Genomic DNA, 24953 nt, shown 5'->3' on the forward strand with positions numbered 1-24953 from the left:
TATCGCTCGGGTCTTTGACCAGTATTGAAATGTCTAACCCGACAAATAAAACGGTATCCAATGGAGCTTTAAACGAACATCGAAACCAGTTCTGTTTTGATTCTGAGCTGGGCCGTGTCAGGGCTAAATATTCGGAGACTCTGATTGATACCATGATGCTACAACGGGAAGCGCTGTGGCTTTCACGTCTTAATAGCCAAGGGCTATCTACCCAGCGCAGTCTTGATTTTTATCGGGATGGAAACCGCGCTGCGCTGCTCACCAATTATATCGAAGGACAATCACTTTCTGATTTGCTTCATCAAGATAAGTTGAATGATATTGATGTTATCTCAAGTATCATTGACCAGTTGTTGAGTGAGTTAGAAGAGCTGCACCGTTGTGGTTTTGTGCATGGCGATATCAAGCCGTCGAACATTCTTTTATCTGAGCAAAACATCCTATCTTTCATTGATTTCTCGAACGCTCGCCGAGTAGGTGATAGCTGGCAAGAGCGCGGTGTAGAGCAGTATTCACCAAGTTATGTTTACCCGAACAACGCTTCTTCCCAGCGACGCCAGCGAGAAGCGCATCCTGTCTGTGATAGCTACGCAAGTCTGATCACGATTGCTTTGTTAATTGGCGTTCCAGTAAACACACTTCCTATTGGTTTAGGCAGCTCACAAGCGATTGATTTTTTTCTGGGTTTGTCGCAACACGAAACTTGGGCACTGCTGCCTAAATTAACTCAAGAAAGTGTCCAGCGTCATATCGACAGTGTGATTAAAGATTTAATCTAGAGGTCATAAGATTAGGTCGCTTTAAAGGAGTTTCGCGTGATTAAGAATGTCGTGTTTGACGTCGGGAATGTGTTGGTTCGATGGGCACCGTTGGAGATTGCTCGTCTGACATTTGGTGAAATAGACGACTTAGAGCAACGAGCTCGTGCCGTGTTTCAATCCGAGACTTGGTTAGCGCTTAATAAAGGACATCTTTCTGAGCAGCAAGCCAAACAGCAGTATCAAGATACGATTGGCTTGTCGGAATTAGAGTGTGACAAACTGTTTTACTACGTTAAGCAAACACAGCTTTTGATATACGGCTCTGTTGATCTACTTAAGCGTATTAAGGGGGCGGGGTATCATGTCTATGCGCTAACAGATAACGTGCATGAAATCGTGTCCCATTTAAAAGAGACCTACGATTTCTGGCCGCTGTTTGAAGGGGCGACTGTCTCTGCAGAGTTGGGCTTACTCAAACCTCAACCTGAGATCTATCAATCTCTGCTTACTACCAACCAATTGAAAGCGGAAGAAACTGTTTTCCTCGATGATATGCCTTACAACGTAGAAGGCGCTGAAAAAGAAGGCATGGCTGCTATTCAATTCAAAGACGCACATCAATGTGAACAAGAATTGAAAGCAATGGGATTAGATTTCTAGCTCGTTGTTTAAACTTGTTACCCAGTAGAAACAACAAAGGCTGGTGTTCATTTGGACATCAGCCTTTAATTTTTTCGGATTTGAACTTAGTGATTAAACTGATTCACCAAGCGTTTGAGGCTTTGTAGGTGAGTCGCAAGGGATTCTGCACGTCTAACAGATGTTGAAGAAAGCTCACGGGTTTGGATACTCGCTTGCTTAATTCGGACAACGTGATCATTGATACCGTGAGTCACTTGTACTTGTTCCTCAATCGCTTGAGAGGTTTGAGCGCTCTGCTCGTTTATTGATACCAGATCTTCCACAATAGCCTCGAAAGACGCTTTACTCTGCTGTGATTTCTCAACACATACTTCTGAGGAGTGAATACCTTCCTCGATAAAGCGACCGGTTTGATTCACTGTGTTCTGTAGGATCTCAATACGAGAGCGTATCTCCTCTACTGAAGAGCTTGTCTTGCCAGAGAGTGCTCGAACTTCATCCGCAACCACTGCGAATCCGCGCCCTTGTTCACCTGCGCGTGCCGCTTCAATCGCTGCATTGAGCGCGAGTAGGTTGGTCTGCTCGGCGATACCTTGAATCATAGATAAGATCGCCTCAATACCATCTACATCATTATACAGCTGCTCAAGCGCAGATTTAGAGCCAGTAAGGTGTTCACTAAGTTCATGGACAGTGTGTGCGGCTTCTTCAACTGTATTTGCTCCTTTCTGAGCTTGGCTTTGTGCATTAATGGCAAACTCAGCGCTCTGTTTGGCTTGGTGCGCGACTTCGTCTATGGACGCCAACATCTCCTCTGCAGAGACTGCCATCGCATCGGTTGCGATATCTTGCTCTTCCAGCTCGTGATCAATGCTCTGGCGATTGGCAAGCTCCTGCTTCGCTGAATCGATCAGATCGGTTGAGGTTTCACAAGCGCGTGAGGTAACCGCGCGTAATTCTGCTTTTTTCATCTGCATCGCCAGTTCGATGGGTGATAGATCGTCACAATAACCTGTGTAAGGCTTCTCCATAACTGGGTTGTGGTATTGCTCTTTGGCGAGCTTATGAAGAGTGGATAACCGTTGTTTAAACATGGCTGCGCAGCCTGCTTGAGCCGCGACACTCACCAGCAGTGCAATCGCAGCAGCAGTCGTCGGCACCAATCCGGTGATAAGCGCGAGTCCAAGTAAGGTTTGTAAGCCAAGGAGAACATATGAGCTGACCAACCAGCGCATTCTTCGAGTTTTGACCTTACCAGCGTGCATTTGAGCATACAGCGCTTTAGCTCGCTCAATTTGGCTGTCAGTGGGTTGTGTTCTCACCGATTGGTATTCGTGAACGGAGCCATCCGAATTTCGAATGGGTGTAACAAATGCAGAGACCCAATAGTGGCCTTTGTCCTTACACTTGTTCTTCACCAAACCCATCCAACTGTTCCCCGATTGGATGTACTCCCAAAGCTGAGCGAATGCTGCTTTGGGCATGTCTTGGTGGCGAATAAGGTTGTGAGGTTGGCCTAACAACTCTTGTTCGTTGTAGCCAGCAACGTGGTAAAAGTCTTCATTACAATAAGTAATATTACTTTCTGGCGTGGTGGTCGAAATAAGACTATCCGTATCTGAAAAGCGAACTCGTTCATCATGATTGTTCATTACGTACTGCCTTGTATTTGTTATAAGAATTTATAGTTTTATAAGGCGCGTATTATCTTATAGGTGTCAAAATGATGCCTTATCAATAAATTGACGTCAGTCATTTTTTAATCAATTAAAATTCAATATGGTTTGATACTAATCAATACAAATAAAATCTAGATAAGTTAGCTGTGAAGTTAATCCATTAAATGACATTTATTAGGCATAAAAATGGAATCAATGTTTCAATCTTTGAGTTGTTTTTTCTTACTAATTTAGGATGAGATTTTTGGTGATGCACCATATTGGTGATCGAGTTGCACTAAATTGGCCAGCATAATCGATTGATTTGTATGTAATTTAATCATACAAGTCGATAATTCCCTTCTTTTGCATATGGTCTATAAATTGCTTTGCTTTTGAAAGATGTAAAACAAAACAAAGGAATGTAGATGAACCTTACGGATCAGGAACGTCATTGGCTTAAATGGTTTGGCTCAACGGGCAAGATCGCGATGAAGAAAGCGTGCTTTTTAAATCGCACTCGAACGAGGGAGCTAGAACAAACGTTTGAAAGTATTGCAGAGACACGAGTACAGCTATTAAATAATTGGGTAAAAAACCAATGGGATTTTCTCGAAGATGCAGCGCTGTATGTTGCTAGTAGAACGGAAGAACAAACAACGGAAACGCTGCAAAGGCTCTTGAATCGCAGCCCCGATATTTCAGAGTTAGCAGTTGTCGATGAAAGAGGCATCGCGCAGGCATCCAGTTTCAGCAATCATGTGGGTTATACCCTTACCGACCCAAAAGCCCTCTCAGAGGGGCTAAATAAGCGTTACTTGCATGGCCCGTATGTAGATGATCGTACACTATCGGTTGGCGCTTCTAGCTCGTCATTTCATGACCAAGTGACGCTCATGTTTTATGTGCCGTTTTCTCGTGAAGACGGTAAACCTTTGTGTCTATGTGGCCGTGTTCCGAATGATGTAATTAGCGATATTATCCAACGTGAAGCGGGGCACATTTATAGCGAGTCGGGTGATAACTACATATTTATGGTGGAGTCGAATCATGATCCACGCATTGAAGCCGGGGTTGCTTTATCGCGCTCTCGATTTGAAGACAATACGTTTTCTCATGGTGAAAACTTAAAGCAGGGTATTAACACGGATTGGGGTGTTGTTAAGGTTCAGCATCACACTGAATTTGAAATTCGCTTTACCGATCCTGCCACCAAGCAACTGCACCCAGGAGTAAGAGAGACGATAAAGAAAGGCAACAATGTCTTTGTTGAGTACCCGGGCTATTCCGATTACCGACACATTCCTGTGATTGGCAAGGGCGTGACTTTTCAACTCGATGGATCACCGGATAAATTCGGTATGATGTGTGAGTCTGACTTGGAAGAGGTGTATCGAGACCGCAGCCTAAGCTACACCCTATCTAAACATTTTGTCGGCAGCATGCTCTTTACCCTTTTCTTACCACTCTTGCTTACCCATATGTTTGATCTCTCGCCTCTGATTCAAGCAGGTTTAATGTCGTTATGTATGTTATTGAGCCTTGGCCTGTTTCGTGCGGTGAGTGCTAAACCTTTGGTGAACAAGATGGCTAAGATGACCATGGTGATGCAGACGCTAGCGGAGGGCGATGGCAATCTGAGTCGCCGACTCGACCCTAGTACCTTCAGTAGTGACGAACTTGGTAGCTTAGGGCGTTGGACCAACAGTTTCATCGATAATCTTGATGGCATTATTAGTGAACTGATCCACGCCAGTAGCGAAGTGCGTCAGGTTTCTGAGTCGATGTTTAGACGCAGCGTCGTGATGAATCAGGCGAGTGAAGATGCATCACATTCACTGCATAACATGCTAGAACTGAGTCAGCATCAACAGAGTGAAATCACCAATGCTACGGTTTCAGCGACTCAGATGGACACGGTCATGAAGCATGCAGTTGAGAGCGCAGAAGAAGAGTACAAACAAGCGGCTCAAGGCATGGAGTCGGTGCGCAACATTGTTGAGAGCTCTGCAACCAGTGTGAATGAGGTGAACAATGAGATGAGTAAAGTCTCGGATATCATCGACATCATCACAGACATTACTGCGCAAACAAATCTTTTAGCACTGAACGCTGCAATAGAATCGGCAAGGGCGGGTGAGCATGGGCGTGGTTTCTCTGTGGTGGCATCGGAAGTGAGAACCTTAGCTGACCGTACTTCACAAGCAGCCAATCATATTGGCGAATTAATGAAGGAGCTTCATACGAAGTCACGTAGTGCGGTCGCGTCGATGGAACAAGGCGTAGAGAACGTTAGCCGAGGCAACTTGATGGTGGACTCCAGTGCTCGTAGTGAGCAGATGCGGGCTGCGGTTGCTGAGCTGTTTGCGACCATGTCTAAGCTGGATGAAAATAGCCAAGAGAACGGTCACACAGCAGACAAAGCGCAGCGTTCGATCTCTGATCTGCAAGGCTCAACTCAGCAACTTGCTCGCCGCGTTACACTCATGGGCAATGCGCTGGGTCGTCTCGAACAGCTGATTGGTCGTTTTGAGGTGAGTAAGAAAGTCGCTTAAAACCTATCACTGCACACATTTATAACTCGACAAAACAGTTCGACTTACTCTCGCCCACAAGGTACATCATTGTTCATGATGTTAGCTTGTGGGCGTTTTTGTTATTATTTCTCTATCACACCATACCAAGCATTCTGCTGAGCAAGGCTTTTCAGTTTGGTCAGCTCGTTTTCGTTCTCTTTAACAAGCCATTCAATTAGGTCATCGATGACGGCACTCTTAGTGTTTTGATGCAGGTAATAGGTCCATGCACTGTGTTGGATCTTCGCGTTTGGCGGGCAGTACAAAAATCCGCGCTCTAACTCTGGAATGATCAACAGCAGATCGGTCACCGTCACCCCTTGCCCGGAAAGACAGGCATTCAATGCGAGATCAAGGGAGAGGAAGCTGGTATTTCTGACAGCCGTTGTCGGTGGGTACGCCACATCGGATAACCAAGTCTTCCAGTCAGTATGGTCGAGAGTAGGGTGCAACCTTGGCAAGGTTAGGATTGAATCTAAATCAAGGTCATCAGTCACCAAGCTCTGTGAGCAAACCGGTGCCATAAACTCTTCACGCAATACTCGGATACCGGGTTTGTTGTCGTAATGGTTCTTCAACTGAGTGTGGAAGACCAATAAATCGTAATCGGTGTAGTTGAGCGCTTCGTCCTCTTCGATAACAGGAATGATCACGATCTCATACTCTGGGTATCGTTCGTTGAGTTGTCTGACTTTGGCGATCAATACTCGTGTGGCATAACTTAACGCTGCCTTTATCACGATCCTCTTCTGCTTAGGCTCTTTCCAACTCGCGAGCACCGATTCGATGTTGCTATATCCTTCACGCAGTGCGAGATACAACTCATTGCCTTGCGGTGTCAGTTCTATCGCGCGATGTTTACGACGAACCAAAGACGTTTCTAGCTCATCTTCCAACTGTTTTACCTGTCGGCTAACGGCGCTCTGCGTCACATTGAGCTCGTCGGCGGCTAGAGTAAAGCTCATCAGTCGCGCAACAGATTCAAATGCTCGCAGTCCATTGTGTGAATAGGGCAGGTTTGGATATGGGGTCATAAAACGCTCGCATGAGTTTTTGGAATGTAAGAGTGGCAGATATATCAATTGAACGCCACTCTTAAAAGCCTTAGGGTTTGTGGGAATCTCAAGAGGCTCCCATGAAAAAAATATTAGAACTTGCATTCCCGCTCATCATTTCACAATTAATATCAATGGCATTGGTGCTTACCGATGTGTGGATGATGTCGCGCATCAGTGTTTCGGCATTGGCTGCAGGTGGTCTGGGTGCTTCAATTTACTTCTTCATCTTTCTGATTGCGGGCAGCACTGTGGGCTGTGTCGCTAACTTGATCGCGATTGCTTATGGACAAAGAGTCGCGCGCCCAGACTTTGGTAATCAACAGATCCGCTTGGCCGTAAAAGGCGCAGTCATGCTCTCGTTTGCAATGAGCATCTTATTGATGTCTGGTTTCTGGTTTGCCCCTCAAGTGCTAGAAATGGCAAAACAACCACCAGAAGTGATCACCTTAGCCATGGAGTATGTTCACGCATTGAAATGGGTGATGCTGCCATCTCTGTTGCTGCTAGTCTTACGCGGTTTGACTAGCGCATTTGGTAAGGTCCGCTCAATTTTAATCATGTCTATCGCGACCGTGGTTTTGAATGTTCCGGTGAGCTATTTCATGGCTTTCGAACTCAATATGGGATTGACGGGACTTGGGCTAGGCACTGCGATTTCGGCGTTCGTCGTGATGATGGGCTATACGTTTTGGGTATTCCGGCGTGATGAGTTCAAGCCGTTCGCCCCTTGGCTTCATTTGGAAGAGTACTCGATTAAGCTGATGACGCCACTGTTGTTGATGGGTTTACCTATTTCGGTCGCTGCGATTTTGGAGCACGGTCTTATCTACGGTGGCACCTTAATGGCGGGGACTATCAGTATTGCCTCGCTGGCATTGCATCAGATCCTACTTCAATGCTTGAGCTTTACGTGGAATTTCAACTTTGGTTTCTCGCAAGCCGCGGCGATATTGGTCGGTCGTGACTTTGGTGCAGGCAATATTGAAGGCATTAAGAAGACGTCGATTCAGAGCTTCATTTTGGTGTCGCTACTGAGCTTGGTACTTTGTGCAGTTTTCATTGCATGGCCAGAAGCGATTGCTGCGCTGTTCCAGCTTGATGACGGAACAGACACCATGTCGACTCTGCTCACTTCGGTAATTTGGGTGGTCGCTCTGTGCTTTATTGTTGATGCATGGCAGCTATTGGCAATTAATCTACTGCGCGGAATGAAGATTGTATCGATGCCAACGGTAATGACAGCAATCGGCTACTGGGTGTTCGGTCTGCCTGCTGCATGGTATTTAATGCCTGACTACCAGCTGGCCGGCATTTGGTGCGGCATTGGTATTGGCCTTGGTGTCACGGGTATCTTATTGCTTATCCAACTCATGGTTGAGATCAGAAAGCAGCGCAACCTGGATTGTTCAGCGCAATTGGCACATTGATCACCTTGTATAACTTAGACCATTGTCGTACAGAAACCCGCGCCTAAGCTGATTACACTGTAGTGATAATCCAAGGAAAGAGGTTGTACAAATGGAAGTAGGGTTGTTTTGGGCCGAGAAAGGGATGTTGGTACTTGGGGCTCTTTTTGTACTGACAAGCGTAATGCAATATGGGAAGCGCAGTTCCGACTGGAAAGGTGTAATTACCATGTTTTATAAGCGTATTCCAATGAGCGTGTCTGAATATAAGTGGTACCGTTTGGGCATTGCGCTGTTGGTTTTCGCTGTGATTCTGCGTTTTGCTTTACTCATTTTATGGCCAAGTTACCAGCTATAACTAAGTCCTCTTGTTCATCTCTGTTGAGCATTTGGCGGCTAGATTTATTAAACGCCGTTGATGTGATGGGTTATTTGGATAATCTTCGAGCATTTATTAAGAAACCCTTTGTTATTAAGGGTTTCTGACTGCATATCTCCACTTCTCAAACATAGAAGAAACTTGTATTTACTTAGTCAATAATCACCATATTAATGTATTCCCCCCGTACCTGATACTATAAGAATCTGTTACACTCGCTCATATTCGCTTCAATCGTTGGTGGTACATTAATGTCGTTCCCAGTTCTTATATGTGATGATTCTGCCTTAGCCCGCAAACAGATGGCGCGCTCTTTACCGCCGTCATTAAATGCTGACATTACTTTTGCTGTGCATGGATTGAATGCGCTCGAAGAATTAGCGAGTAAACAATTTAAACTCATGTTCCTCGACCTGACCATGCCAGAGTTGGATGGTTATGGAACATTAGAAGAGATGCAACGCTTGGGCAACACGACGCCTGTTGTGGTTGTCTCTGGCGATATTCAGCCAAAAGCTAAACAAAAGGTGATGGAGCTTGGGGCGAAAGCCTTCTTACAAAAACCTATTGATCAAGACGCGCTTAAGGCGATCTTGCGTGAGTTGGTTGAGCCACCAAAACAACCGCAATTAGTCACACCAGCGCCATTAGAGCTGCCTATTCTGCGTAGACGCGATATCTACATGGAAGTTGCGAACGTGGCGATCGGCCGAGCGGCAGACGCACTGGCACGTCACTTTGATGTGTTTGTTCACTTACCGCTACCTAACGTGAATATCTTTGAAGTGAGTGAACTTCATATGGCATTGCGTGATCTGGCTGACAACGACCAAGTGTCGGGGGTTTGCCAAGGCTTTAGTGGTGAAGGTATCGCAGGTGAAGCGCTCGTGTTACTGAGTGATTCCAGCGTAAATGACCTAAAGAAGCTAATGAAGGTACCAACAGACAGCGAAGAGCTTGAAGAGTTAGAGCTGCTGATGGATGTCTCTAATATTCTTGTCGGTTCTTTCCTTAATGGGTTGGGCGAACAGTCTGAAGTGCGTTTCTTCCAAAGCTCGCCTGTGCTGCTTGGTCAGCATATTCCTATTGATTCTGTTATTGCTAACACCAGTGGCTCATTCAAGAAGACCATGACATTTGAGGTGAGCTACAACATCGAAGGTACGTCGATTCGGTGCGACCTATTGTTCATGTTTGTTGACGAATCATTGCCATTGCTTGATAACAAGCTGGCTTATCTAATGGAGGATTTCTAATTATGCTTCAGTTACCAGCAGAGTTTGAGCAATTCCATTGGATGGTCGATATGGTTCAAAATGTCGACATGGGACTTGTTGTGATTGACCGTGATTTCAACGTGCAAGTTTGGAATGGTTTTATGACGCATCACAGTGGCAAGCAGTCACACGATGCAATTGGTAAGTCGATCTTCGAACTGTTCCCAGAGATACCAGAAGAGTGGTTTCGATTAAAAACTAAGCCTGTTTATGATCTTGGTTGTCGCAGCTTTATCACATGGCAACAGCGTCCATATTTGTTTAAGTGTCGTAACGTGCGCCCTGTGACGCAGCAAGCGGACTTTATGTACCAAAACGTCACGCTGAACCCAATGCGTTCTCCAACAGGGCAAGTAACGTCACTGTTTCTTTCTATTCAAGACGCGACGGCAGAAGCGCTGGTGGCGACTCAATAGTAGAGATTTCGACTGACTCTATCTGATGATAGTAAATGATAAAGGCACGCTGTTTAGCGTGCCTTTTGCGTTCTTATTTAAGAGAGCTTTACAGAGCTAATAGCAGCGCCTCTAGAATCCGTAATGAACACCCACAGAGAAGTAGCTTGCGGTGTAATCCAGCGCTAATGGCTGATAGGTATAGTCGACAGAGAATTGAAGCCCCTTCTGCCACGGACTATTCATGCTAACCCCCACATTGGCGTAGGGCTTGATACTTGAATCCGAGTCTTTGGTTTTGGTATTCGTACCAAGATCTTCAATTTGCTCATCTACTGTCGAGTAGGCCCCGCCAGCTGCAGCATAAAGGTTGATCAGTTTATTCACTGGTTGGTTAATCTTCACACCTGTGCTTATCGCTTTGTATTCCATGGTCGTCACCGTGTTGTTGGCGTTGTCATGGATGTCCCCTGAAATAGAAAGTGTGTCGGTATAGCTTAGGTCGAGGGCGATAAATGGGGTGAAGTAGTAGTTCAGTCGACCACGAGATGTAACACCCGTTAAGCTCTCGCCATCTTTTGTGATGTTTGACATACCAATATCAAAGGAATACTCCAAGGGCACTTTGGCAGCATGAACATTAAAACAGAGTGCAGTAAGAGCACCGCATAAAACAGTTTTGAAGATTGTTGGCATGGCTAAACTCATTTTTATCATTTAATGGTACGATGAACTATATCATATATGGAATATCATTCCATTTGATCGATTGAGAAAATTGAATGGTAAAACCAGACGAGAAAGTGAGTTCAGAGGGTAATAGATGAGGAGGGGCGTGTTACTCGTAGATATTATGTGGCAGCTAACCAGCTAGCCACCACATAAACCAAATAAACAATAGGTAAGATGCGTTGCTGGTTTTAGAAGCTCAGGTAAGCCCCGCCATAAACAGAAGCTGCACCTTCGCCGCTCGGTAGCCATTGGTAGCTAATACCTGTATCAAGAATCAGCGGAGACCCTAGTAGTGCGAATGTGATACCAGTACTCGCATAAGGCTGCACACTGCTGTCGGTTGTAGTCTTGGACACACTGTTGACCGCATCCCATCGAGTCGTTTCGGAGTCAATGTAGCTCGCGCCACCTGAGCCGTATAAGTTAAACCCGCCAAAGTTCTGTTCCAGTTTTAAACCTGCACTGTAAGAGTTGTATTTTGAGGCAAAGCCATCTGATTCCGATGATACCGTGCTATCGAGTGTCGCCGTATGACCAAAACTCAAATCGACTGACACCATAGGAGACAGATAATAGTTGTAACCGAGCTGTGCAAAGTAGGCGGTTTCGGAATCTGAACCGTCTGAAATCGCGGTCGCACCCAAATTGGTATAGAAAGAACCGGGACCATTTTGTGCCAAAGCAGAGCCACTGATACACAAAAGGGCAAGTAGAGGGAGAGTTTTCTTCATAACTAACTTCCTTGTAAGCCATTTAATGCGCCCTTTTTATGAGAGAAGAGCGCTTCTAATAAGCAACTTATACCTTATTTTAAACGGTTTGGCTCGCAACAATTGTGGATTGAGTGCCAGCATTTGATCTCTGCGACAGCATGGAGTTATTCGTGACGGTGTTTTTTTCGGCGTTTAAATAGGAAATATCACGATTTTTTTGATTTATTGGCTGAACTGGAAGGGTGAAAAGTGAGCGATAGGACGCCCTTTTCTCGCAGAAATACAAACAAATCAGCAAATCACCATCTATGGGCTGGAAAACGTTTGCGCAAATGTTGCGTAAGTTTGCGTCACGCTGTTCGCTTAAGTTGCTAATATCTAAGTAAATAGTTGAAAAATAGGAAAGCAGAGAGGAATTCGGATATGGAATCTTTGGGAGGATAGCATAAAAAAAAATGAAATATCAGACTTGCTGTTAATAAATCACGACCTATAATGCTGAAAACCGGAGCGTCTGCCAACGCTCCGGTTTTTTTGTGTCCGAAACTCAGTAAAGCGTCTGCCAACGCTTACCGAAAACGCACGACACGTAATATGATTACAGGACAAATTATCATGCGTATCGAACAAGAACTTAAGTTAGGCTTCAAAGATGTACTATTCCGCCCGAAGCGTTCTACTCTTAAAAGCCGTTCTCAAGTTGAATTAACCCGCGAGTTTACATTCAAGCATAGCGGTCGTCAATGGTCTGGTGTACCAGTAATTGCAGCCAACATGGATTCGGTAGCAAGTTTCGAAATGGCAGCGGCTCTAGCAGAGCACGATGTAATGACAGCAGTACACAAGCACTACACAGTAGAGCAGTGGGCTGAGTTCGCAAAAACAGCTGACAAGAAAACACTGAACAACGTATTTGTTTCAACAGGTACATCTGAAGCTGAGTTTGAAAAAACTAAGCAAATCATGGCGCTTAGCGAAGACTTCGTATTTATCTGTATTGATATCGCTAACGGCTACTCAGAGCACCTAGTTGAGTACGTACAAAAAGTACGTGCTGAATTCCCAGACAAAGTTATCTCTGCAGGTAACGTTGTAACAGGTGACATGGTTGAAGAGCTAATCCTAGCAGGTGCTGACATCGTTAAAGTTGGTATCGGTCCAGGTTCAGTTTGTACTACACGTGTTAAAACGGGTGTAGGTTACCCTCAACTTTCTGCAATCATCGAGTGTGGTGATGCTGCGCACGGCCTTGGTGGCATGATCATCGGTGACGGTGGCTGTTCATGTGCTGGTGACGTATCTAAAGCGTTCGGCGGTGGTGCTGACTTCGTAATGCTAGGCGGTATGCTAGCAGGCCACGAAGAGTCAGGCGGTGAAGTTGTTGAGCAAGACGGTAAGCAATTCATGAAGTTCTATGGAATGTCTTCACAGTCTGCTATGGACAAGCACTCAGGTGGTGTTGCTAAGTACCGCGCAGCTGAAGGTAAAACTGTTTTACTTCCGTTCCGTGGTTCTGTTCACGGCACTATCTCTGACATCCTTGGTGGTGTACGTTCAACTTGTACATACGTAGGCGCAGCAAAGCTTAAAGAGCTAACTAAGCGTACAACTTTCATTCGTGTACAAGAGCAAGAGAACAACGTATTCGGTAAAGAGTAATCTGAACGAATTCGAATAGTTTGAAAATCAAGAGTCGCTTTTTAGCGGCTCTTTTTTTGTCTGGAAATCGCGATAGTGAGATCTAGGTTGATTATTAGAGAGTTACGAGTTTTTCGGGGAACACTACGAGTACTTCGATTTGAAAGTAAGGTTTAGCTTAAACCACGTTTACTTACAAAGTAGTTAATAAGAGCAATGGTAGTAATAGAATAAAAGCTGACAAAGCCAGAGTTGATTCCAGCACTATATTCCACAAAGCCGAAATATTGATTTGCTGTTAACAATAACGTTGTCAGGTAACTCAAACCAAAAACGATTAAAGCGATTAGAATGCATTTGCATGTTTTATGTATCATTTATCTTTCAGTAACAAATTTTATCTGTGTGGATTCTTACTGATGACCAAATGAAATGTCAAGGTTGTTGTTTTTAAAGAATTTTTTATTTCCTGCTAGCTGTTCAATCGAAATGGACAATTGCAGTCAGGTTTAATACTAAATATGATTCAATACTTTATATTTTTCGGTATTGATACCCTCGGTAAGTAAGGATAAATATGCGTCGCTTGATCGCTTTAATTCAAAAATATTGGTTAGCACTTACCTTATTGGTTTTGGCTGCTATCACCATTCTTTCTCTTCTTCCGGCTCCTAGCCTTCCACCAGTGCCGGGGACGGATAAAACGCATCACTTTATCGCCTATGCCGCGTTAACATTCTCGGTTGCACTGGCAAGACCAAAGAACTGGCTGTTGATTGCATTTTTCTTTATTGCGTGGAGTGGTGCAATCGAGATTATTCAGCCCTATGTGAACCGTTACGGTGAGTGGTTGGATTTAGCAGCAAACGCAGGTGGTGTTGCGTGTGGGATTTTGTTGGCAAAAGTCGTGAACCTTGCCTTTCCGATGGATGACAAAAAACGAGAAGAAACATACCAATAAGTTGTGTGAGCTCACTGTGGGTCGGCTAGTATTTTAAATCGAATATAGGTGATATCGCGGTAACTAAAGGATTAGAGATGTCGAAATTACTGGTTTATGCCACCGCTGTTTTCTTCATGGTTTATGGTGGTTTGTTTCTTTTGCTTCCAACGGGAATGGTTTATTGGATCACAGGAGCAGATCTGAATACGGCCTCCGCTGTGATAGACCTTAGAGCGACATATGGTGGTGCTCAGCTATCGATTGGCTTGATGATGTTGCTGGTGGTAAAGCTGAAAGACGATGTCGAGCTTGGATTGATTTTCGTTGCTGTCGTTTTGTTAGCAATGGCGTTTGGAAGATTAGTCGGTCTTTGGAATGACGGTGAAGCGAACCTCGTTATGTATTTATACTTGGCTGGGGAGCTGTTGTTTGGCGCTCTTGCTTTAGTGCTGAGAAACAAAGACAAGATTAAAGGTTAGTCTTTTCTGGTTACTAGTGCTTTCTTTTAGATTTTTGAATAGCTTAAGTGATCTTGCTAACAAATATCCCTACTACTTTTGTGTATTAATTGTGAGCCATTGATTTGAGTCAATGGCTTTTTCATACCATCCTTTATAGATAACCCAATTACCAACGATTACTGACTATGAGCTTTTCACTGAGTGGGCTCGTAGGAAAGGTCTATGGATAGCAATTAATAGCGAGCAGGAGTTGTCAGAGCTTTGTTCGTAGTGGGTGGTATATGAAGTCATCAAAACCAAAATTCTCTGAAGGTCGCCGCCGTTTTCTACGCGACACCGCTAGAACTGCCGCTGGAGTTGGAGCTGCGGCTACCGTGCTCGGGCTACAATCCATGCAAAGCAAAGCGCGAGATACTACCGGCCTGCCAGTAAGGCCACCGGGTGCATTAGAAGGTGAAGCGTTTGAATCGGCCTGTGTAAGGTGTGGTTTATGCGTTCAAGCTTGCCCTTACGACACTTTAAAGCTAGCGACGTTGCTTTCGCCACTTCCTTCCGGAACCCCTTACTTTAATGCTCGTGAAATTCCTTGTGAGATGTGCGAAGACATCCCGTGTGTTGTGGAGTGCCCAACGGGAGCCTTAGATCCTTTGCTCAAAGATATTGATGATGCACGTATGGGCACAGCAGTGTTGATTGATCATGAAAACTGTTTGAACTGGCGCGGTTTGCGCTGCGATGTGTGTTATCGAGTGTGTCCGTTAATAGACAAAGCGATCACGTTGGAGCACGTTCGTAATGATCGAACCGGTTACCACGCTAAATTGATACCAACGGTTCACTCTGATGCTTGTACTGGCTGTGGTAAGTGTGAACAGGCGTGCGTTCTTGATGTGTCTGCGATTAAAGTGATTCCGACCAATTTAGCTATGGGCAAGTTGGGTGAGCATTATCAATTAGGCTGGGAAGAGGTCGACAGAGACTTAAATAATGCGCCAGTCGAGGACGTGATCCCAACCGATGCCCTTGAGTCTTTAAACTCCTTGAAGAAGGGGAAATTATAATGGCTAAGAATCTGGCGAAGAACGCAGGTAAAGAGGCAGTTGAGACGCTTGGTTGGTGGCGAGCACACCGTTTTTTAATCCTAAGACGAGCATGCCAAATCGCGGTTATGGTCTGCTTTATCGCCGGCCCAACTTGGGGGATCCTACAAGGGAATCTTTCATCCAGCTTGTTATTGGGCACAGTCCCTCTGAGCGATCCATTGATCGTCATGCAGACTATTGCTGCGGGGCATATTCCTGAGCTGACCGTGTTGGCTGGTGCCGGGATTGTGATTGCGTTCTATTTGGTTGTCGCACCTCGGATTTTCTGTGGCTGGGTGTGCCCAATGAATATCGTCACGGATGCTGCTGCTTGGCTTCGCAGAAAAATGGGTTTAAAGGCCAGTTACCGCTGGTCGCCGCAAATCCGTTACTGGTTAATCGGTGTCTTGCTGGTTGGAAGTGCGGTCACTGGCACGGTTTTATGGGCGTGGCTCGATCCTGTTGCGACATTGCACCGAGGGTTAGTGTTTGGAATGGGCGCGGGGTGGGTTCTCATAGCCTTAGTCTTCGTCGTCGACTTACTGCTCGTCGAGCACGGTTGGTGTGGTCACTTGTGCCCACTTGGGGCTATGTATGGCGTGATTGGGAGTAAGAGCGTAATACGTGTCAAAGCAGTCAGAAGAGAAGATTGCGACAAGTGTATGGATTGTTTTTATGTTTGCCCTGAGCCAGAGATTCTGCGTCAGCCTTTGAAAGAAGGGGATAGACGAGTAATGTCTCAAAACTGCATCAGTTGCGGTCGCTGTGTCGATGTGTGTCCAGAAAAGGTGTTTGAGTTTAAGAGTCGATTAGATGATGAGCAGTGACAGGGTTGGATGATTCGGCTGAAATCTCAATGAGTTAGAAAAACTAATTAAATATGTAAAAAAATGTAACGATACAAGGCGCATATTAACTTATAAAATCCGTATGTCATTCCAGTGAATTTGTATATTGGGGCGTACGTTGAGAAGTAAAGGTTTCACACTTATTGAGCTAATTGTTGTGCTTATCGTTATTGGGGTACTGGCCGTCACAGCCGCGCCACGCTTTCTTGATATTGAGGGCGATGCAAGGCGAGCCTCACTTGAGGCATTCGAAGGTGCCTTCATAGCCGCAGAAGCAGTGGTCTCAGCAGAGGTAATGATCGAAGGGCTTGAAGATCATAAAGGTGTCAGCATCGTTAATGGCGTGACCATACTTGATGGCTATATTGACCTAACCGTCGAGAACCTTAATAACATGATGGTTACCGATGGGTACACAGTGGTTGAGCCGAATGCGCAATCGCAAATGAAGACCCTCTATGTTTTTCCTAAAGGTATTACATACAACAAAGAGGTAAGAACAAGAAGGTGCGCTATTGTTATATCTCGCTCCACAAGTTCAGGTGGTGCTAAATATGGCAAGACAAATACCACGTTAGTTGATTCTGAATGCTAAAGCGAAAGAGAACTTAGCACTAAGAGAGCAACAAAACTTAATCGCGACATCAACGCAGTCTTCCTTTATGGGTTGTTGATTGTCGTCACTTGTATGTACTGGCGACCAAATGACAAAAAGGCTCGATACCAAAATAGGTATCGAGCCTTTTTTATGCAGAATCATTTGCCAAGCCTTTGCGTCAACCTAGCGTGAGACCTTGTTAGCCTAATTTAGGACGTGCTTTTAGTGTTTGAATCTTATGTAGGTTTGCACGTGCTGGGTTGTTTGTTTTTAATTTGCTTTTCAGTGCGCCTTTAACTTCGCTTACAGGAACAAAGATACGCTCACCATCTTTGATCACTGAGACGTATACCTCTCGTGTGATCTCTTCACGAATCAACCATGTGCCATCTTCTAGACGCTTCACATCGCCTTTTACGTTACCGTCGTTACCACGAACTTGCCAAGAATCTTCGTCAGTATTTTTAACGGCGGTAATCGTTTTATCGCTATGCAGTGCTTCGATTGAGATGCCTTCATCGTTGATGATGATTTCACCGACACGAATTTGGCCAATGTAGACTGAGTATAGGGTTTCATTGTCGTCTGAACGCTCTTTAACTGCCGCCATTTTGCTATCTGGGTTGTTGATATCGATTTCGATTGGGTTGTCAGGTGTGCCCATAATTGGATGAGTTGGTACAGGCACCTCTTCACCGATATCAGGAATGTAAACGTAACCGAAATCGAAACCGAGATCTGGTGTTTGATCGCCATCTGGAGCATCTGCGCCGTAACCTGGATCGATGTTCTCAAAACCTGGGTTGTTGAAACCTAAGTCACCGTCAAACTGTGGTGCAGTGTCACCGCCGCCTGAGCTACCAGAAGAGCTACAACCAGCAGCAAGAGACACCATTAAAGCAACAGCGGTTAGTTTTAGTACGTTTTTCATGAGAACCTCGTAAAGTATTGATACTTGAATATTTTGTTTTGGGATTTACCCCAGTAATTAAAATGAAACGCCCAATCCATAAGTGATTGACCAGTCAGAGCTCTTCGATTTGTCTGCACCGACAGTAATGCTCACGTTGTCGAGCATGTAAGTCAGGTCTAGTCCGTAGAGCGCTTCATATTGTGTGTCGTCGGCTTCTTCCCCTTTGAATTCGTAGCTGTTCTTGATCTGACGAACACCTAAAGCGGGGGTGATATACACCTTGTCAGTGGCTGCCACAGGGAGCGTTAGGGATAAATCTCTTTCCGTGTACCTTGATGAGTAGTCTTGAACGCTACTCTCATGGTCATAACGGTAGATGGCTGCTTCTGCGCCAATTCCCACGCCACCTTGCTTGTAGCGGGTAAAGCCGAAATACATGTCTTTTGAATTTCCTTCAAACGAACCACCAAAAGAGACACTATCAATGTGCTGTGGTATCCACTCTTCTGCTGCAACTGAATGGGGCAAAAGGCTGCCTAGCGCGATGGCAGAACAGGCGATGACTTTGATAGCGCGACGTAGTTGGCTCAAATTTCGACTCCTCTAATCAAGAGTGAGAAGCGATGGAGTGGGTGACTTCACCGCCGTCTCGGGACGAAACAAAGAATGCCAAAAGGTGTGCGGAGTTAGAAATGGTCGGTTTTCATACGGGGAATAACTTGGAGTTATAGCGATACAGCAAGGTCATGAAACGATCTGTTTTCCTATCTTGATCATTTTGTCGATGAGCCATTTATAGAAGAGATCATTAGTAAGGCCTGCGGTCCAGCTCATACATATATCGATCTCAGGGACCTGTTCGAGAGTTTGGCAGCGATAGCCTTCAGTTTCCGACAACAGTTTCATTACGCGTGTTGGGCCAATCAGTACGGCATTTGAGTATTGAAGCGTATCAAGTGCCAGCCACATACTGGCTTGATCGAGCATAACCGGATTATCGGGAAGAATCGTGTTGTAGATATGCTGGTACTGGGTTGAGCCGGAAATGCGGATCACAGGGAACTGAGAGAAGGGTGGTGGCTCTTTAACGTCGTCAAAGAGAGGATGGTCATTTCTGGCGATGAATGAAGTGGTTACCGCACCAAACTTAATACTCTCACAACGGGAGCCAGATCCGATGATTGGGCCAAGGGCGAGGTTGATTTCCCCCTTTTCGAGCTGATTGATGTTATCTCGGCTCCACTCTTTGCACACGACAGTGACATTGGGTGCTTCTTTATGCAGCTCGCGCAGTAGTGTTGATATCCAATGTGGGCTGCCATAGTCAGAGAAGATGATACTCACGCTCGCATCGACTTCTTTTAGGTTGAGCTCGTCTGGGACCACAAGTTGTTTTACTTGCTCACATAAAGCCTCTACTTGCGGCTTAATACGTTCAGCTTTAGGGGTAAGAAGTTGGTTGTTACCCGATCTGACCAACAAAGGGTCGTTAAACATCGTTCTTAAGCGAGTGAGCTGTTTACTTACCGCAGGCTGCGACAAAAACAGTAAGTCTGCGCTCTTAGAAACGTGTTTGTGTTCAAGTAATACGGACAGGGTTTTGAGCAAATTGAAGTCGAGCCCTCTCAACTTGGCAATATCGCTATTTCTCATGGTTATAACGACCTGAATTTATTATTTCTGATTGTTATTAAGCATAGATGAAATAATAGATTCCGCCTGTCAGCAAGAGGTTAAGATACAAAAATCAAGATTGAATGAGTCAAGATTGTTAATGATTATTTTGGTGAGATCGCTCGCAGTTTTTATTGTGTTTAAAACGGTATAGTGAATTTTTGGAGGGTTTTTGTACGTTTATCCTGATTGTCTCATTTGTGAGGCAGATGTTTTTAATAAAAGCTTTGATTAAATGTAACAAGAATTTTATAAGATAATAACAGTTGGTTAGGGTGTCTGCGGAAGCAAATAATAAATATATAACGGCTTCTGATGGTGTTGTTGTTCTGGAATTGCCCTATGAAAATAAAACATAAGCTATATGGCCTTACTGGCCTAGCGATTAGTGCACTTATTGTTATTGTGTTAATCACTGAAATCAGTAACTTAAAGCTCATTAAGTTAGAAAAAACGCTCATTGAAGTAAAAGATCTAGAAATATCGCTTCAAGAGTTAAAACAGATCGAATTGCAGTTCTTAAATTCGTCTGACAGTTCGCTATCGCAGCAATTCGCAAACGAATACAAGCACTTTAATGGGCTTTCCGATCTTTTGTTGGCGGATTTAAAAGCACTCGATATCGTCGTTGATGATATGCCCAAACTGCTGACAGAGATTACTCAATATAAACAAGGCTTTGATGAGCTCCTAAAAGTGTATGGTGTCGATGCAGAAAGCAGTGCCGCTATCATAGCTAGAGCGAATTATCTCTATGACGATATCTATAATATTTTCAAAAGGGTAGAGCACCAATTTGAGCAAGAAATTGAGTCAGAGCAAGCTTCGATCAACCAATTTATTTTGTTGTCGTTATCCTTTGTGGTGATCGCGCTGTCATTGCTCTCTTACTTACTCATCCGAAGCATTCAAACCACCATATCTAGCCTCAATCAGATCACGAGTGAAGTGGCGCTTAATCACGATCTTACTCTTCGAGCTAATGAGGAGTCAGGCGATGAAATCGGTGAAATTGCGCAAGGGGTTAATAAACTTCTTGCGAGTATTGAGGTGCTCATTACTCAAGTTCAAAGCAGTGTAGATAATTTAGGTGCAGTCTCGGTTCAGCTGAAAGCCAATAGCCATGAGACGGAGTTATCTCTGCAACAGCAGCAACTCGAAACAGACAGTGTGGCGACAGCGATTACTGAAATGGGCGAGACCATTAAAGAGGTGGCAGCAACCACAGAGAACGCGGCGGGCAATACCCAAAAAGGTTATGACGTTGCGCAGCAAGGGTTAACTGAGATTGCTTCGACCAAACAAACTGTCGGCGAGCTCTCTGGTGATTTGGAATCAGCGGAACAGGAGATAGAAAGACTTTCAGAGCTGTCTTCTCAAATCAGCTCTGTAATTGGTGTGATTCATGAGATTGCTGAACAGACCAATCTGTTGGCGCTCAATGCGGCGATTGAGGCTGCGCGTGCCGGTGAGCAGGGCAGAGGATTTGCGGTGGTTGCTGATGAAGTTCGTACCTTGGCAAGCCGAACCCAAGCTTCCACTGAAGAGATTTCAAGCATCATCACTTCGGTTCAAAGCCAAACTCAAGCTGTCGTTACAACTATGAAAGGCTGTCGCAGTAAGGGCACAGTAAGCGTTGAGTCTTCACAAGTGGCGTATCAACAGATAGAAGCCGTGATGGTAGAGATGCAGCATATTCTTGATAGCAGCACGCAGATAGCCGCAGCGGTTGAAGAGCAGAGTATGGTGTGTGGCGAAGTGGCACAAAACATTATTGTGATTCGAGACACCACTACCGCCAACGTTGAAGGTGTGTCTGACAATACGCGTTCAACTGAGATCGTGAGTCAGCAAACATCAGATTTAAAGGCGGCCATTGCGGCGTTCAATGTTCGTCGATAGCTCTTTATCAGCAGCATGCCAACGCTCTTTGCTAGATCAGCGTTCTTTGCTAAATCAGTGCTCTTCGCTAAATAAGCGCTGCTTGCTGAAAGAGTGGCAACTGACGAGCCAGCGGTAAAGTGATTAAAGCGCCCAAAGTGATGAGCTTTGGGCGCTTTTTTATGTCGTAGACTGTGCTCAATTTGAATGATAGGTAACTAAATTAACCTAAGTAGCGGGGCTAGCGCACGGTGCGCACGCTGGTGGTCATTAGCCAAACTGCGGTTAATAGTTGAAGTACAAAGCAGCCGATAAACACCCATTTAATGCCAATCAAGGTAGTGAGATAACCAGATCCTGCGAGCCCAATCGGCATCAATAGCTTGAACAGCGAACCAGTAATGCCAGTCACACGACCCAATACATTCTCGTCGAACGTTTCTTGGCGATAGCTCCAGATGCAAATACTGCTATAGAGTCCAACCGCAGATACCCAAAAGAAGCCAGCAATCAACGCCACTTGATGAGGTGCGATGAGTGGAATCAAAAATCCGAGCGACTCTAAACCAATTGAAATAATAAGCAGCCAACCCAATCCCCACTTTCTACGAAGTTTATCAGCACTAAAGGCACCAATTAATCCACCAACACCAGATGCCACAATTAGGTAGCTGACCCCAACAGAGTTAAGCTCGAGGTCAGCCTTGGCGTAGTAAATCGCTTGAATCCAGAATACAGCGCCTGTGGTATTGATCACCATGACGGCCAATGTGATCAGCCACATTTGTTGCGCTTGACGCAGTGCTTGCCAGCCTTCTTTAAGCGCACCGAATGTACTCTGTTTATGTCGGTTGGGTTTGGTAGTTATGTCAAGCTTGCGCAGTTGCCAAAACGCCAACAGCATCAGCGCTGCAACACCAATGAAGACGTTATGTATCGTGGCAAGTAACATTATTGCACCGGACATGACAGGTCCTACCGTCTCCATAAAGCTACCCAGAGAGCTCATACGTGCTGTTGCTACATTCTGACTATCGTGAGGCAGGGCGCTTTTCTGAATCGTCATGCGTGCGTTGTGGTAGCCATAGTTGAACGCCATCATTAAAAATGCACATGGAAACAGGAGCCACAGCGGTTGAGCGAGGTATTCCACCGCCAGATAAGAGACCAATACGGTGATCGCTTGCCCAAGCAACATCATCAGTGACCACTGCTTTTTATCGCTGCGATCAACCCAAACGCCAATAAACAGTGCCAGAAGCAAATTAGGTAAGAATTCAACCGCTCGCATCCAGCCCATCCATTCTGAGGATTGGGTTAGTTCATAAACGAGCAATGGCAGAGCGAGCGTGTAAATCTGACTAGCAAAGCTGACAAACAGCGCACTACTAAACAGCGTAATGAAAGTCCGGTTCTTCCAGATAGAGCCCTGAGACTCAGCTAACGTATTCATCTAAATATCCTTTTCATTTTTGGTGACGGGGCTATTATTTGAAATTAAAAGATGAAGAAAAATAGAAATATAATTTTAGGATTTCACCTTTATGCGCTATTGGTTAGCTCTGGTATTTTTGCGAGATTTTGGTTTTGAGGTCGGGCACTGGACTCCGATCTCTCTGGACGTTGTCACTAAGGCGCTTGGCTGCACACGCCGAAATGCGCAGTTTGTGATTAAGCGTTTGGTCGATGAGGCGATTATTGATTGGAAATCCGGTGTAGGGCGAGGAAACTTGCCCCAGTTGCAGCTTCAGCGTTCGGTGGGTGAATCAATCACTGAGCAAGCTAAGGCATGGATGAACGAAGGCAAAGCAGAGCAGGCATTGAGCTTAATCAAAGCGAGTGACCGAGACCAATTTATCGCTGATTATGTAGGGCAATATCAACAGTCGCAAAGCGGACAAGATATTTTGCAGGTGCCTTTTTATCGAGCGACGCACAGCTTGAATCCCATAGAGATCTCAAGAAGGAGTGAGCGACATATTGCTGATTATTTATATGCTCAATTGTTGCGTTTCAATAGTAAGAGTGGGCAGTTCGAGGGCGATCTTGCTCAGACTTGGCAATACGATGGTGAAACGCTCAAACTGACTCTGAGGAAGTCGCTTAAGTTTTGGGATGGGTCACCACTCACTGCATTTGATGTGGAAGCGTGTTACCAAGCCATCATTCAATCGAACTCGGTCAGTCGAGGGCTGTTTGTGTTGATTGATCAATTCACCGCCTTGGATGATCAGACACTGATTGTCCGTTCGAGACGCCTAGCCCACTACCTACCAATGCTAATGACGCATGGTGCACTTGCGGTGAGTAAGAAAACAGACAACGGCGTCGTGGGCAGCGGTTCGTTTCGACTGGCAGAGCAGACCGACTATCGCACATTGTTATTGGCTTCGCCTCATTATCACGGGTTTCGCCCTTGGCTTGATGGTGTAGAGATCTGGAACATGGGCCTGTCTGCAAAAGACTTCCCGCTCAATTGCGATATCGTTCATGGCAGTTCTGCGCCTAAAGAGTCGAGTGATTACAAACAGGTTCAACAATGGGAAGAGGGATGTATTTATGCTTGTTTAAACAGTGCTCGCCACCCTTGGATGAAGCTACTCAAGCATCGAAAGTACATTCAGCAGTTGCTACAAACGTTGCCAATGAACGGGGTGCGAGACACCATGCTCTACCGACGTGCAAGTGGGATGATTTGTGATGAGTCACAGCGCTCAGAGAAATCAATACTGGTGAGTAAAGCGCCACCGCTATCCACATCATCAAAGCTATCCAAATCGCCGAAGCCAGTCCTATCACCAAAGCAACAAGAGCTAAATAGTACTCCACTTCAAGTGTTAACTTACCAGTTGCCAGGGCATATTGAGGCTGCAGAAAACATCGTCGATTTGCTCAACTCTAATGGGGTAAAGGCGAGCCTTACCGTTCTATCATACCCTGAATTTGATCACGTTGAGCGACAAGCACAAGCGGATATCATTGTCTCAGGCGAAGTGTTTGGTGATCATCGTGAGAGCTCATGGCTAGGGTGGCTACTCTGTACCAATACGTTATTGGCCTGTTTGAATCGACAATCCAAACCTTGGCTAGATCAGCAAGTGTTTGATACCTTGGGTATTTCGGATGAAGAGAAGCGGGTTAAAGGCTATCAGAAAATAGAGAAGCAGCTGATCAAAAAGGCGATCTATTTTCCTCTGTTTCATTGCGCTCAAGATATGCGTATTTCGAGCAAAATCAATGCGATGGATCTTTTGACTAATGGTTGGGTGGATTTCAACCAAGTGGTGTTTGAAAGCCATTAAATTAAGGTAAAGGGAG

General features: G+C 45.2%; 23 protein-coding genes. 15 read left to right on the forward strand and 8 right to left on the reverse strand.

Annotated features, from left to right (window positions below):
• The first annotated feature begins 29 nt into the window (after positions 1 to 29).
• Together KI655_RS03740 and KI655_RS03745 are read left to right on the forward strand one after the other, a co-directional pair.
• Positions 30 to 779 (forward strand): lipopolysaccharide kinase InaA family protein, encoded by a 750-nt coding sequence (locus KI655_RS03740; protein WP_285401856.1) that lies wholly within the window; start codon positions 30 to 32, stop codon positions 777 to 779.
• 36 nt (positions 780 to 815) lie between these two features.
• Entirely contained in the window at positions 816 to 1421 is a 606-nt protein-coding gene (locus tag KI655_RS03745; RefSeq protein ID WP_285401858.1) for an HAD family phosphatase, read from the forward strand.
• Between the two features lie 86 nt (positions 1422 to 1507).
• Here KI655_RS03745 and KI655_RS03750 read toward each other — a convergent pair whose 3' ends face one another.
• Complete coding sequence (locus KI655_RS03750; protein WP_285401859.1) at positions 1508 to 3055, reverse strand: PAS domain-containing methyl-accepting chemotaxis protein; 1548 nt, start codon at positions 3053 to 3055, stop codon at positions 1508 to 1510.
• Between the two features lie 434 nt (positions 3056 to 3489).
• On the opposite strand from KI655_RS03750, the gene KI655_RS03755 reads away from it, so the two are divergent.
• On the forward strand, positions 3490 to 5616 hold the full coding sequence (locus KI655_RS03755) for a methyl-accepting chemotaxis protein (RefSeq protein WP_285401861.1): 2127 nt from the start codon (positions 3490 to 3492) through the stop codon (positions 5614 to 5616).
• 104 nt (positions 5617 to 5720) lie between these two features.
• Here KI655_RS03755 and KI655_RS03760 read toward each other — a convergent pair whose 3' ends face one another.
• Positions 5721 to 6671 (reverse strand): LysR family transcriptional regulator, encoded by a 951-nt coding sequence (locus KI655_RS03760; protein ID WP_285401862.1) that lies wholly within the window; start codon positions 6669 to 6671, stop codon positions 5721 to 5723.
• A gap of 101 nt (positions 6672 to 6772) precedes the next feature.
• Between KI655_RS03760 and KI655_RS03765 the strand changes: the two genes are divergently transcribed.
• From KI655_RS03765 to KI655_RS03780, 4 genes are all read left to right on the forward strand, one after another.
• Positions 6773 to 8122 (forward strand): MATE family efflux transporter, encoded by a 1350-nt coding sequence (locus tag KI655_RS03765; protein WP_285401864.1) that lies wholly within the window; start codon positions 6773 to 6775, stop codon positions 8120 to 8122.
• 91 nt (positions 8123 to 8213) lie between these two features.
• Positions 8214 to 8459: a hypothetical protein gene (locus KI655_RS03770; protein WP_261905181.1), complete on the forward strand. Its 246-nt coding sequence runs from the start codon at positions 8214 to 8216 to the stop codon at positions 8457 to 8459.
• Between the two features lie 272 nt (positions 8460 to 8731).
• Positions 8732 to 9736, forward strand: a complete 1005-nt coding sequence (locus tag KI655_RS03775) for a response regulator (RefSeq protein WP_285401865.1) — start codon at positions 8732 to 8734, stop codon at positions 9734 to 9736.
• 2 nt (positions 9737 to 9738) lie between these two features.
• Positions 9739 to 10173: a PAS domain-containing protein gene (locus KI655_RS03780; RefSeq protein ID WP_285401866.1), complete on the forward strand. Its 435-nt coding sequence runs from the start codon at positions 9739 to 9741 to the stop codon at positions 10171 to 10173.
• A 111-nt stretch (positions 10174 to 10284) separates the two neighbouring features.
• Here the strand turns inward: KI655_RS03780 and KI655_RS03785 are convergent, their stop codons facing one another.
• Positions 10285 to 10869 carry an outer membrane beta-barrel protein gene (locus KI655_RS03785; protein ID WP_306416273.1) on the reverse strand — a complete coding sequence of 195 codons (585 nt, stop codon included), beginning with the start codon at positions 10867 to 10869 and terminating at the stop codon, positions 10285 to 10287.
• Positions 10870 to 11072: 203 nt separating this feature from the next.
• Complete coding sequence (locus KI655_RS03790) at positions 11073 to 11615, reverse strand: outer membrane beta-barrel protein (RefSeq protein ID WP_285401869.1); 543 nt, start codon at positions 11613 to 11615, stop codon at positions 11073 to 11075.
• Positions 11616 to 12212: 597 nt separating this feature from the next.
• Here KI655_RS03790 and KI655_RS03795 point away from each other — a divergent pair.
• From KI655_RS03795 to KI655_RS03820, 6 genes are all read left to right on the forward strand, one after another.
• The gene (locus KI655_RS03795) at positions 12213 to 13256 is read left to right on the forward strand and encodes a GMP reductase (RefSeq protein ID WP_285402010.1); all 1044 of its coding nucleotides are present in this window, start codon (positions 12213 to 12215) and stop codon (positions 13254 to 13256) included.
• Between the two features lie 556 nt (positions 13257 to 13812).
• The gene (locus KI655_RS03800) at positions 13813 to 14196 is read left to right on the forward strand and encodes a VanZ family protein (RefSeq protein ID WP_285401871.1); all 384 of its coding nucleotides are present in this window, start codon (positions 13813 to 13815) and stop codon (positions 14194 to 14196) included.
• A 77-nt stretch (positions 14197 to 14273) separates the two neighbouring features.
• The gene (locus tag KI655_RS03805) at positions 14274 to 14657 is read left to right on the forward strand and encodes a DUF4345 domain-containing protein (RefSeq protein ID WP_285401873.1); all 384 of its coding nucleotides are present in this window, start codon (positions 14274 to 14276) and stop codon (positions 14655 to 14657) included.
• Positions 14658 to 14920: 263 nt separating this feature from the next.
• Positions 14921 to 15700, forward strand: a complete 780-nt coding sequence (gene napG / locus KI655_RS03810; protein WP_285401875.1) for a ferredoxin-type protein NapG — start codon at positions 14921 to 14923, stop codon at positions 15698 to 15700.
• Complete coding sequence (gene napH / locus KI655_RS03815) at positions 15700 to 16548, forward strand: quinol dehydrogenase ferredoxin subunit NapH (protein ID WP_285401876.1); 849 nt, start codon at positions 15700 to 15702, stop codon at positions 16546 to 16548. The genes napG and napH overlap by 1 nt, the downstream gene beginning before the upstream one ends.
• Positions 16549 to 16687: 139 nt before the next feature.
• The gene (locus tag KI655_RS03820; protein WP_285401878.1) at positions 16688 to 17164 is read left to right on the forward strand and encodes a prepilin-type N-terminal cleavage/methylation domain-containing protein; all 477 of its coding nucleotides are present in this window, start codon (positions 16688 to 16690) and stop codon (positions 17162 to 17164) included.
• 202 nt (positions 17165 to 17366) lie between these two features.
• On the opposite strand, the gene KI655_RS03825 is transcribed toward KI655_RS03820, so the two are convergent.
• The 3 genes from KI655_RS03825 to KI655_RS03835 all read right to left on the reverse strand — a co-directional run bounded on the left by KI655_RS03825 (position 17367) and on the right by KI655_RS03835 (position 19733).
• Positions 17367 to 18098 carry a hypothetical protein gene (locus KI655_RS03825; RefSeq protein ID WP_285401880.1) on the reverse strand — a complete coding sequence of 244 codons (732 nt, stop codon included), beginning with the start codon at positions 18096 to 18098 and terminating at the stop codon, positions 17367 to 17369.
• Between the two features lie 57 nt (positions 18099 to 18155).
• Positions 18156 to 18671 (reverse strand): hypothetical protein, encoded by a 516-nt coding sequence (locus KI655_RS03830; protein WP_285401882.1) that lies wholly within the window; start codon positions 18669 to 18671, stop codon positions 18156 to 18158.
• Positions 18672 to 18824: 153 nt separating this feature from the next.
• Positions 18825 to 19733: a LysR family transcriptional regulator gene (locus tag KI655_RS03835; protein ID WP_285401884.1), complete on the reverse strand. Its 909-nt coding sequence runs from the start codon at positions 19731 to 19733 to the stop codon at positions 18825 to 18827.
• Positions 19734 to 20096: 363 nt separating this feature from the next.
• On the opposite strand from KI655_RS03835, the gene KI655_RS03840 reads away from it, so the two are divergent.
• Complete coding sequence (locus KI655_RS03840; protein WP_285401886.1) at positions 20097 to 21656, forward strand: methyl-accepting chemotaxis protein; 1560 nt, start codon at positions 20097 to 20099, stop codon at positions 21654 to 21656.
• A 220-nt stretch (positions 21657 to 21876) separates the two neighbouring features.
• Here the strand turns inward: KI655_RS03840 and KI655_RS03845 are convergent, their stop codons facing one another.
• Entirely contained in the window at positions 21877 to 23088 is a 1212-nt protein-coding gene (locus KI655_RS03845) for an MFS transporter (RefSeq protein ID WP_285401887.1), read from the reverse strand.
• A 91-nt stretch (positions 23089 to 23179) separates the two neighbouring features.
• Between KI655_RS03845 and KI655_RS03850 the strand changes: the two genes are divergently transcribed.
• Positions 23180 to 24937, forward strand: a complete 1758-nt coding sequence (locus tag KI655_RS03850) for an ABC transporter substrate-binding protein (protein ID WP_285401888.1) — start codon at positions 23180 to 23182, stop codon at positions 24935 to 24937.
• Positions 24938 to 24953 lie beyond the last annotated feature (16 nt).

It is taken from the genome of Vibrio sp. D404a (assembly GCF_030248535.1).
Lineage (GTDB): Bacteria > Pseudomonadota > Gammaproteobacteria > Enterobacterales > Vibrionaceae > Vibrio.